Source organism: Candidatus Erwinia haradaeae, from assembly GCF_900698965.1.
GTDB classification, from domain to species: Bacteria; Pseudomonadota; Gammaproteobacteria; order Enterobacterales; family Enterobacteriaceae; genus Erwinia_E; species Erwinia_E haradaeae_A.
Genome location: NZ_LR217725.1, coordinates 1034073 through 1045625, shown reverse-complemented (window position 1 = coordinate 1045625; position 11553 = coordinate 1034073). Strand labels below are relative to the sequence as shown.

Genomic DNA, 11553 nt, shown 5'->3' with positions numbered 1-11553 from the left:
TTGCAGTTTTAGATACCAAAAGGTATCTCAAGGTTACCAGATAAGCATCACGTAATTAGTATTACTCGTAGGCGATATTCCAGGTGATATAGTTTGTAGGATTAAATATCGCACATTATACACACTTATGTTTCAGCAAGGTGAATCCATATCGGTTTTAAATATCAAGAAGTAAACGATTTGGATCCTCTAAGCAGTCTTTAATGGTTGCAAGACACCCCACTGATTCGCGCCCATCAATCAGTCGGTGATCATAAGAAAGTGCAAGGTACATCATAGGCAATAAAGCTACCGCTCCATTCAGCGCAGAAGGGCGATCTTTAATAACATGTATGCCTAATATGGCGCTTTGTGGTGGATTAATCAGTGGTGTAGACATAAGGGAGCCAAAGACTCCACCGTTAGTGATAGTAAAAGTACCACCAGTCAGATCTTCTACAGTTAATTTATTAGCACGACCTTTGAGTGAGAGTTCTTTAATTTTTTTTTCAATATCCGACATACTAAGAGTATTAGCATCTGATAATATAGGTGTCACTAAACCGCGGGGTGTTGAGATAGCAATACTGATGTCAAAATAGTTATGATACACGATTTCCAATCCATCAATGCATGCATTGACTTCCGGGTAACGCTTCAACGCCTCTACTACCGCTTTCACATAGAAGGACATAAAACCTAAACGAACACCATGGCGTTTTTCAAATGTCTCACCGTGTTCTTTTCGAATAGAGATAACAGATTGCATATTCACTTCGTTGAATGTGGTTAACATTGCGGTGGTGTTTTTTGCTTTCAGTAATCGTTCTGCCATCCGTGCGCGTAGGCGACTCATGGGTATGCGCATCTCACTACGTTTTATTAGAGTAGCGGTAGTTGATGTTTGCTCTGCAATCAATTCATCTTGTGCGCTGATAGTTTGAGAAGCGTGTCTTTTAATATTGCTTTGTATCAGATTCTGGCTAAAATCTTTTTCTTTTATTTTTGCTGGTTCTGTGTCATTTTCAGATATAAAACGGCGCATAGATGGGCCAATGGCTTGGATATTAACGGTATTTTGAAATACCGCACCTTTTTCGCATGATATGTTTTTATTTTTTTGATCGTTGCTAGTAATTGGCGTGGTGTTATCGTAAGTACATCCTAATAAGCCTAAAACTTGACCCGATGTCACTGTTTCACCTTCTGTGACTAAAATTTTTTCTAAAACTCCATCACTAGCTGCTGGAATTTCTAAGACTACTTTATCAGTTTCGATGTCTACCAGTACGTCATCTTGTTTAAGTATATCACCAATTTTTTTATGCCATGTAGTAACGGTTCCGTCAACCACAGACTCCGGGAGATCAGGAACTACGATATGAATATTATTCATTTTTTATCCTTTTCTAAGTGCATCACTTAATAGTTAGGGCATCACTTACTAGATCTTTCTGTTGCTGGTGGTGCATCGACGCATGACCAACCGCCGGTGAGGCTGACGGTGGACGACCAGAATAGCGTAATAACGATCCTGATGTTAACACCTCCCGAAGTGGATGTTGGATAACATGCCAAGCACCTTGGTTATGTGGTTCTTCTTGGCACCAGATAAAATCATGGACATCATTATATCGCCGCAAGATGTTTTCTATTTCTTGATAAGGAAATGGATATAATTTTTCGATGCGGATAATAGAAATATCATTTTGATTATTCTGTCGACGCTTATTTAGCAAGTCGTAGTACACTTTACCTGTGCAAAATATCACACGTCGTACTGATTGATACGCAATTGGATCAACTTCATCAATGACTGAGTGAAAGGCGCCAGTAGCCAAATCATCTAAGGATGATATTGCTTGTGGGTGACGTAACAATGATTTAGGTGACATGATGATTAAGGGGCGTCTAACTTCATTTTGCGCTTGTAGTCGAAGGATGTGGTATAATTGCGCTGGTGTAGAAAGAACACACACCTGTATGTTGTTTTCAGCACACAGTTGTAGATAGCGCTCTAGTCTAGCAGATGAGTGCTCTGGACCCTGCCCCTCATAGCCATGAGGCAGAAATAACACTAACCCACACTGATACCCCCATTTTTGCTCACCGCTACTGATAAATTGGTCAATTACTACTTGCGCAGCATTAGCAAAATCCCCGAACTGTGCCTCCCATATAGTTAAAGTGTGAGGTGATGCCATTGCATAACCATATTCAAATGCTAGTACTGCCTCTTCTGAAAGCACAGAATCCCATACACTAAAAGATCCCTGACCTTGCTTTATATGTTGTAATGGAATATATAATGTCCCATTAGATTGATCATGGATAACAGCGTGGCGGTGAAAAAAAGTGCCACGTCCTACATCTTCACCAGAAAGGCGGCATGAGATACCTTGCTCTAAAATTGTGGCATATGCAAGGTTTTCCGCTGCTCCCCAGTCAAATGGTTTGTTGCCAGTTGCCATGCAAGAGCGATCTGTATAGATTTTCTTAACACGTGATTGCATGACCACCGTAGTTGGTATTATGCTAATTTTTTTGGCTAATTTTTGTAAATAGCTGAAGGACAGATGTTTTTGAGATTGACGATTTACATTGGAGTTTGTCAATAATGACATATCAAAGAGATCAGTGTTTTTAGGACGACACATAGGGTTTACACATCCGCCGGTATCTAATTTACTGCGGTATGTCTTTACCATTTCCATGGCATCATTCTGGTTAATAACCTGCGTAGACTCTAGGTGATGGGCGTAAATTTCTCGTACTGTCGGGTGTGTTTTAATTTTCTGATACATTAAGGGCTGTGTAACACTAGGTTCATCGGCTTCATTATGTCCGTGACGGCGATAACAGACAAGATCGATAAACACATCACGTTTAAAAGTATAACGAAAGTCTAATGATAAGCGAGTCACAAAGGCCACTGCCTCTGGATCATCTGCCATAACATGAAAGATAGGCGCCATAATCATTTTTCCAATATCAGTACAATACTGACTTGAACGGGCATCCTGTAGGTTTGATGTTGTAAAACCAACTTGATTATTAATAACTATTCGTACTGTTCCTCCTACTTGATAACCGCGCACTTGAGACATATTTAAAGTTTCCTGAACTACCCCTTGTCCAATAATGGCAGCATCACCGTGAATAGTAATTGGTAATACTTGATTACTATCTTTTTGATAAAAGGAATCTATATGAGCTCGTGCAGAGCCCATTACTACTGGATTGATGATTTCTAAATGCGAAGGGTTGCATCCTAGTGATATATTAATGACTCCGTCTGCAGTTTGGATATTAGAGGATAAACCCATATGGTATTTTACATCACCGCTTCCTAGATTTACTGAAGTTTGGCCAGAAAATTCGTTCAATAGGTCTTGCAGTTTTTTACCAAATACATTCACAAGAACATTTAGCCGACCGCGATGAGCCATACCTAAAAGTACTTGATGTGTATCCTTTTTACGAGAATAATGTATAATTTCATTAATCACTATTAGTAGTGCATCTCCACCTTCTAGTGAAAAACGTTTAGCACCTGGAAATCTAGAACCAAGATAACGCTCTAGGCCTTCTGCAGCAGTGAGTGTTTTTAGAAATTCTCTTTTTTCTGTTACAGAAAAAAGAGAATTTCTATCTATTAATTCTAGTTTTTTCTGTATCCATTTCTTTTCATGATTATCGGTGATATGCATAAACTCTGCTCCAATAGAACCACAGTATATTTTTTTGAGCAGGGAGTATATATCGATGAGCGTCATTTGTTTTGCATGAAGGCTAAATGAACTAATATAAAAACTATTGTGTAAATCAGTATTCTTGAAGCCGTGATAGACGATATCTAATGCTTCAATTTTTTTATGTTTCTGTAATTGTAGAGGATCGAGACTTGCCTGTTGATGACCAAAACAGCGAAAGGCATTAATGAGATTCAGAAGATTAATTGGTTCAATATTTTTTTCAGCTTGTATGCTATCAGAAGAAGAAGATTTCGCACGTCTTTCTAAAAAGTGAAGATTGTTTTTATTAGTTTTAGTGCATGATTCAAGCTGCTCTTTGCAATCAGAAATATTATCAAAAAGACCCCTCCAGTCCACCTCGACAGAATTTGAATTATTTAAAAAATCTTTATAGAGAGAATCTATATAAGATTGATTGTTTCCGCTCAGCCAAGAGGATTCCAGCCAGAGTTTCATGCCGATATTCTGCATCTTTATTATTCCTTCAGAATAATTTTATTAATGTACATCGTGTTGGTTAACGCTACTTAGGCTATTACATATCACCTTATCTAGCTTGTGATTTACCTTTTAGTTTTTAGATGCATAAATTCTTGATAATAAGTATGTCTAATAATGCACCTTTTCATTAAAGGCTTTCTTTAAATAATATCAAGGTAAGAGAGTTAACTTATAAGCACAATTTACATAGTCTTTAAAAATTTAAATATAAATAAGATTTTACATAGATGCATGCTATGCCCCTCTATGCAGTAACATAGTCTTAATAGATGCAATAGCGCTGGTTGGATTAAGTCCTTTTGGGCATACACTGACGCAATTCATAATACTATGACACCGAAACACGCTAAAAGCATCATTCAGATGGTCAAGTCGTTGGTCTGTGTCAGTATCACGACTATCAATGAGAAAGCGGTATGCAGCAAGTAAACCTGCAGGGCCGATAAATTTATCTGGATTCCACCAAAAGGACGGACAGGCGGTAGAACAGCATGCACAGAGAACACATTCATAGAGACTGTCTAATTTTTTACGGTCTTCTGGTGTTTGAAGGTGCTCTCTTATTGGTATATGTGTATCATGATTTAATAAATATGGTTTAATTTTCTCATACTGTTGATAGAATTGACTCATGTCTACTACTAAATCACGTATCACTGGTAATAATGGTAACGGTCGAAGAGTAATTTTCTTTTTTTTATGAACTAATAAAGAAATTGGAGTAATGCATGCCAGGCTATTTTTACCATTTACGTTTAAACCATCAGAGCCACATACTCCTTCACGACAGGAACGTCGAAATGCTAACGTTGGGTCGAGTTCTTTTATAAGAATAAGTGCGTCTAACAACATTAGGTCTCGACCATCTTCTAGTTCTAGAGCGTAATCCCGCATATATGGATGATGATCTACATCCGGGTTGTAACGATAAATAGAAAATTCAAGTTTCATGTTTCGGTCAATTCCTAATGTTGCTCTTAAGTAGATTAGTAGGTTCGATCTTGAGGTGAAAAAGCTAGGCGTAATTTTGGCTTCATGTTCACACTACGACGCATCATACGCTGATATTTCGGTTGATACAGAGTATGGCAAAGCCAGTTTATATCATCGCGCTTAGGGTAATCAAATCGGCTATGCGCCCCTCGGCTTTCAGTTCTATAGTTAGCTGACAAAGCAGTAACATAAGCTGTTTCTATTAAGTTATCTAACTCTAGGCATTCTATAAGCTGAGTATTAAAATTACTTGATCTATCATCTAAGCGAGCATTTTTTAGGCGATTTCGGAGGACCTGTAATTCAGAAATACCTCGTTCCATTTCTATGCCTTCTCGGAAAACAGAGAAATTTTTCTGCATACAGAGCTGTAGAGATTTGCGTATTCCTACTGGATCTTCTCCAGTTACGTTATGACGCCAGCGATCTAGGCGCACCAAAGCATTCTTAACTTCCTCGTTCGTAGCTGCTAATAGTATACCCTGTTCCTTTATCGCATTCTTCATATGCAGCCCAACCGCTCGACCAAAGACTACGAGATCAAGCAAAGAGTTTCCTCCTAGTCGATTAGCTCCGTGTACCGATACGCAAGCCACCTCTCCTACGGCAAATAAGCCAGGAATGATAATATCTTCTCCTGTTTCATTCACGGTTAATGCCTGACCTGTAATTTTAGTTGGGATCCCGCCCATCATGTAATGACAGGTTGGAATGACTGGGATAGGATCGAGACCCGGATCAATGTGAGCAAAAGTTCGTGATATTTCCATAATACCAGGAAGACGCGACTCCAGTACTTTTTTTCCAAGATGATCTAGCTTGAGCTGAACATATGGACCTAAGGGTCCATCAAAACCACGATTTTCACGAATTTCGATCATAATTGAACGTGCTACCACGTCACGACTAGCTAAGTCTTTTGCATGAGGCGCATGACGCTCCATAAAACGTTCGCCATGTTTGTTGATTAAATAACCTCCTTCACCTCTGCATCCTTCTGTGATTAGCACGCCAACGCCAGCAATGCCTGTAGGATGAAACTGCCACATTTCCATATCTTGTACCGGGATACCTGCACGTAGCGCCATGCCAATACCATCACCAGTATTAATATATGCATTAGTTGTTGATTGATAAATACGCCCTGCCCCACCAGTAGCTAACACTGTTGCACGTGTTTTAAAATATACTACCTCACTATTTTCGATGTTTAGTGCAGTGCATCCTACTATATCGCCATGGGTGTTTTTTACTAAATCGATTGCATACCATTCTGAAAAAATAGTAGTTTTGTTTTTTAAATTTTGTTGGTATAGAGTATGAAGCAGCGCGTGTCCAGTACGATCTGCTGCGGCAGCAGTACGCGCAGCCTGCTTATCACCAAAGTTTACTGACTGCCCACCAAAGGGGCGCTGATAAATGCGACCGTCATCTAATCGAGAAAATGGCAACCCCATATTCTCTAATTCTAAAACAGTTTTGGGGCCGCTTTCGCACATATATTCAATTGCATTCTGGTCACCAATATAATCAGATCCTTTAACAGTATCATACATATGCCATTCCCAACTATCTTCATGCACGTTACCTAATGCTACTGTGATTCCTCCCTGAGCAGACACTGTATGAGAGCGCGTTGGAAATACTTTTGATAGTAAGGCGCAAGACATTCCTTCTTGTGTGATTTGTAGTGCTGCGCGCATACCTGCGCCACCTGCACCGATAACCATGGCATCAAATTCTATTACTGGTAATTTCATTATGCACTCCAGACAATAATAGTGCCATAAATAGCATATACGAACAATATGACAACTACTGCTAGCTGTAACAGCATACGTATAGCTAATGTTTTTATATAGTCCGTCAAGACTTGCCACAGCCCAATCCAACCATGTACTAATATGGATATCAGAGTTAGACAAGTAAAGACCTTAGTAAACGGTAATTGAAAGAAAGCTTTCCAAGTGTTATAAGTTATGTGTTCTATCATTGCCAGCATAGCTAAGATGTAGAATACGTAGAATGTTATAATGATAGCGGTAGCGCGCAGAAGTAACCAATCATGCAAACCATGACGTCCTAATGCGGTAGCATTACTTACCATACTAAAACTCCGGATAAAATAGAAAACAGTGTGGTAACCAAAAATAAGATTTGCGCAGAGAATTTTCCTGTTTTTAAAGTAGCATCAAGAAAGTCACAATCCATCATGATATGACGAATTCCGCTGAAAATATGATATGCTAGTGTGCTTAGCATACCCCAAATAATAAATTTAAAAATAAAATGATCCACCACTGCGGATGCCCGTAAAAAACCTTCAGGAGACGTTAGGGATAAACCAAGTAACCAAAGAAGAACTCCGGTCGATAAAAATATGATAACCCCGGATATGCGATGCAGGACAGAAGCGATCGCAGTTAAAGGAAAATGCATTGTAGAAAGATCTAAATTAACCGGTCTTGTTTTTTTCACGGTATCCCATCAGCTCTGTCGTATTTATTTTTCCGGACCTAAATGAAGGATCACATAACATTAATACGTAATGATATGACACTCACTCAGGGAATTAAGCTTACAATTTTGCTCGTAGAGTTAGCCCAATGCACGTGTATGTTGCATATTTCGCTTAATCTGAACAGGTTGCTTCGTCATCCTTAAATTTCTTCATGTCTTGTCTTAAATATAGTAAGAAGACAAATTGGTAAAATAGTATAAATCCAACATAATATGAATACAATTATAATTAATACCAAGATGCTTAATTAATTATTAACTTTGATAACTTTTGTATATTCCTCATTAGTACATATAAAAAATATATGTGTCACTATTATTGTGAACATGTTGTAAAAATAGATTTTAGATTTTTTTAGAGAACACAGTAAAATCTATAATGATATTTGTGCATTTAAAAAAATATAAGGCTTTGTGCTACAAACAGTTATAGCAACTTACTTTGATAAACAGAATATTGACATATGATATAGAGATATAGATTACAGATATATCTCTGCCAGTACCAATACATCTAACATTTAATTATTATTTTTTTTCATGACTATTCTGTGTTTGTTGCATATATATGTGTATATGCTAATTATATGTTAATTCTATGTTGCTTGCATGGTGTTTGTAATTTTGAATTAGTGATTCAAAATTGTAATTAGTTATGCAAAATAACATGAAGTGATATGATCAGCATTTAATGTTGTAGTGATGAGCAGAATTGTCTAGACAAAACGCTTAGGATTTTAGGAGAAACAAGATTACTTTGTCGGTTTTACTGTGTACACGGATAATGTCTATGAGTCTGATAGCGTTATAGAATCAAGCATCATAAACTTATCTCCAAATGTTAGAACAGGCAGTGAGTTAACATAGGATTAAGGTACTGCATAAGTATATAGATTTAGTATGTTGATTGTAATGACTGTCATTTTATGACGATCATCATAAAATTATAGATAAAATAGATATTATAGATATTATAGATAGATATTATATAGATAGGTAGATGTATATATCGTACTATATCATAGTAGATGACAGTCAAGTGTAGATGATAGTTACGTGATTATGCAAAGACACCAAAATTTTATAAAAACGATAATAAAGATTAGCTGATCCTAAGATAGGATAACTAAAAATAGGTGCGTCATGTTATAACGCGCACGTTTATTAATAATAAGGATTAGGTAACTAAGGGGATGCTATATGGTTAAAAAAACCGCAACGATCACCATCGATGGAAAACCACCTATTGAGCTGGATATTTTAAAAGGGACTTTAGGTTATGAGGAAATTGATATCCGAAGTCTTGGTTCTCGAGGATATTTTACCTTTGATCCTGGGTTTACCTCTACCGCGTCCTGCCAGTCTAAAATTACTTATATTGATGGTGATCAAGGCATTCTTCTGCATCGGGGTTTTCCGATTGATCAGTTAGCATTACATTCAAATTATTTAGAAGTTTGTTATATACTTTTGCATGGCGAAACACCTAACGCAGAACAGTTCCGAGATTTTCACGTTGCTATAAATCGTCATACTATGCTACATGAACAGATTCATCATTTATTTCGTGGTTTTTGTCGTGATTCTCATCCAATGGCATTGATGTGTGGTATTACTGGAGCTCTAGCTGCATTCTATCATGATGCTATGGATGTAAACGTTAAATGGCATCGTGAAGTTGCGGCTATGCGACTATTAGCAAAAATGCCAACTATGGCTGCAATGTGTTATAAATATTCTATTGGTCAGCCATTCGTGTATCCTCGCAACAGTCTTTCATATGCAGGGAACATCTTGCATATGATGTTTTCCACGCCCTGCGAGGAATACGAGGTCAATCCAATTATTGAAAGAGCTATGGATCGGATCTTGATTTTGCATGCCGACCATGAGCAAAACGCGTCTACTTCTACTGTAAGAACCGCGGGTTCCTCTGGTGCTAATCCGTTTGCCTGTATTGCAGCAGGCATTGCCTCACTATGGGGTCCGGCTCATGGCGGAGCAAATGAAGCTTGCTTGCTTATGCTAGAGGAGATTGGTAATGTTGATCAAATCCCTGAGTTCTTGCGACGAGCAAAGGATAAGAATGATGTGTTTCGTTTAATGGGATTCGGTCATAGGGTATATAAAAACTATGACCCGAGAGCTCGTGTTATGCGAGAAACGTGCCATGAAATTCTACAAGAGTTAAATCTTAAAGAGGATTTAATGGAAGTAGCAATGGAGCTAGAGCATATTGCTCTCAATGATTCCTATTTTATTGAGCGTAAACTCTATCCTAACGTTGATTTTTATTCGGGGATTATACTTAAAGCAATAGGCATTCCTTCCTCTATGTTTACAGTAATTTTTGCTATGGCTCGTACTGTTGGTTGGATTGCGCACTGGAAAGAAATGTATGATAATGGGATTAAAATCGCGCGCCCACGTCAACTGTATACCGGCTATAATGAACGTACATTTGTTTCAAAAATTAATAAGTAAGTTATGAAATATCTAATTTATGCTTATGCAACTTTTATAAATATAATGTTGAATACATTATCTATTTCTAAGACTAGAATACACTAAATGTGGATAAAATGTAATCAAAAAATTATGGAGTGGTAATTATCTTGAACTGTAAAAATACTTATGTAGTCTTATAAGACAACAATTAGAAAGATTAGTTTTTGCAAAAATATCCTGAAAATTGGTTAATATAATAAAATCTTATATTAAGATCTTCCTAGTGTAAGCTGTTATATAGATTTTAATCTTGACACAGAAAAAGAACTATAGAAATAATTAGAGATTAGATTTTTTTTGATGCATCCATCTTATTTTTTGATGTATTCATCTTAATATAACAAAAATTACATTTTGTTGAGCTTCTAAATTAAATTCTCTAAATTAATATTTTATAATATATAAATATAAATATAATATTTAATATTATACTAATAGCTGAATAAAAATAGCTGAGCACAATCTAGAACTAGAACAAGGCTCTACATTGGAGTATTGTGCTTTTTCTCTCAATGTATAGTAGTTTTGAGATATTTATATGTAAAATATAAAATATATGTAAAAGACATACAGATATATATGTATATATATGTAAAATATATAAAAGACATATCAATTTACCGTATAAAGCAATAAAGCATACATGGTATTACTGGTGATATCCCCATGCTAGATTTCTGATATGAGAGTATGTATGAATGCAATTGCAATATCAAGAAATATATGTCATATGTATGTACATTTACATGTTGCATTTAAATTTCTTGGTATATAAATACATCTAAATACCAATACAAAGATATACATAATATACATACATCGAATAAATATACATACATCTAATAATACCATATATATTGATATAATAAATACATACTTAATCTATATACTATAACTATAAGTATATACTCATCTAACTTATCTAAATATATACTTATCTAATATATCTAATACTATATATATTATATAGTAAAAATATAAATAAATCTAATAATTATTATGTATAATTATTAATTATGTATAATTATTATGTTTTAATAAAATAATATAACATTTAAATAGTATTTAATATCTTATTCGGTCTTATCTTAATATTAGAATGTTGAATCGATTGGGTACTACAATTGTAAATAATTGTTCATTAGTGACGCAGAATGATACTTATAATCAAGATAAATATTAATATCAGTAATTTTTATTCATTTAGGGTATCAAATACGTCTTTATGCGTGTTCGCAATTCCTTTTAACATGTTAAAGATATAATCTGTCACAGATAGAGAGCGATGAAAAGTGCT

Annotated in this window: 7 protein-coding genes; 1 reads left to right on the top strand and 6 read right to left on the bottom strand. The window is 36.0% G+C overall.

Going from position 1 to position 11553, the window contains the following annotated elements:
* Positions 1-157: 157 nt before the first annotated feature.
* The 6 genes from sucB to sdhC form a co-directional block, all read right to left on the bottom strand.
* Entirely contained in the window at positions 158-1375 is a 1218-nt protein-coding gene (sucB, locus tag CIPSTX3056_RS03325) for a dihydrolipoyllysine-residue succinyltransferase (protein ID WP_072666497.1), read from the bottom strand.
* Positions 1376-1397: 22 nt separating this feature from the next.
* Positions 1398-4205 carry a 2-oxoglutarate dehydrogenase E1 component gene (locus CIPSTX3056_RS03320; protein ID WP_072666496.1) on the bottom strand — a complete coding sequence of 936 codons (2808 nt, stop codon included), beginning with the start codon at positions 4203-4205 and terminating at the stop codon, positions 1398-1400.
* 264 nt (positions 4206-4469) lie between these two features.
* Positions 4470-5186, bottom strand: coding sequence for a succinate dehydrogenase iron-sulfur subunit (locus tag CIPSTX3056_RS03315; RefSeq protein WP_072666495.1), 717 nt, complete (start codon positions 5184-5186; stop codon positions 4470-4472).
* A 35-nt stretch (positions 5187-5221) separates the two neighbouring features.
* Positions 5222-6988 (bottom strand): succinate dehydrogenase flavoprotein subunit, encoded by a 1767-nt coding sequence (gene sdhA / locus CIPSTX3056_RS03310; protein WP_072666494.1) that lies wholly within the window; start codon positions 6986-6988, stop codon positions 5222-5224.
* Positions 6988-7335: a succinate dehydrogenase, hydrophobic membrane anchor protein gene (sdhD, locus tag CIPSTX3056_RS03305; protein WP_072666493.1), complete on the bottom strand. Its 348-nt coding sequence runs from the start codon at positions 7333-7335 to the stop codon at positions 6988-6990. Before sdhD ends, sdhA begins: the two co-directional genes overlap by 1 nt.
* Positions 7329-7667, bottom strand: a complete 339-nt coding sequence (sdhC, locus tag CIPSTX3056_RS03300) for a succinate dehydrogenase, cytochrome b556 subunit (RefSeq protein WP_083595514.1) — start codon at positions 7665-7667, stop codon at positions 7329-7331. The genes sdhD and sdhC overlap by 7 nt, the downstream gene beginning before the upstream one ends.
* 1281 nt (positions 7668-8948) lie before the next feature.
* Between sdhC and CIPSTX3056_RS03295 the strand changes: the two genes are divergently transcribed.
* Positions 8949-10232 (top strand): citrate synthase, encoded by a 1284-nt coding sequence (locus tag CIPSTX3056_RS03295; RefSeq protein WP_072666491.1) that lies wholly within the window; start codon positions 8949-8951, stop codon positions 10230-10232.
* The last annotated feature ends 1321 nt before the right edge of the window (positions 10233-11553 follow it).

Excerpts from the sequence above, each read along its gene's own strand:
- sucB (WP_072666497.1), bottom strand. The coding sequence starts at position 1,375 with ATGAATAATATTCATATCGTAGTTCCTGATCTCCCGGAGTCTGTGGTT.
- CIPSTX3056_RS03320 (WP_072666496.1), bottom strand. The coding sequence starts at position 4,205 with ATGCAGAATATCGGCATGAAACTCTGGCTGGAATCCTCTTGGCTGAGC.
- CIPSTX3056_RS03315 (WP_072666495.1), bottom strand. The coding sequence starts at position 5,186 with ATGAAACTTGAATTTTCTATTTATCGTTACAACCCGGATGTAGATCAT.
- sdhA (WP_072666494.1), bottom strand. The coding sequence starts at position 6,988 with ATGAAATTACCAGTAATAGAATTTGATGCCATGGTTATCGGTGCAGGT.
- sdhD (WP_072666493.1), bottom strand. The coding sequence starts at position 7,335 with ATGGTAAGTAATGCTACCGCATTAGGACGTCATGGTTTGCATGATTGG.
- sdhC (WP_083595514.1), bottom strand. The coding sequence starts at position 7,667 with ATGCATTTTCCTTTAACTGCGATCGCTTCTGTCCTGCATCGCATATCC.
- CIPSTX3056_RS03295 (WP_072666491.1), top strand. The coding sequence starts at position 8,949 with ATGGTTAAAAAAACCGCAACGATCACCATCGATGGAAAACCACCTATT.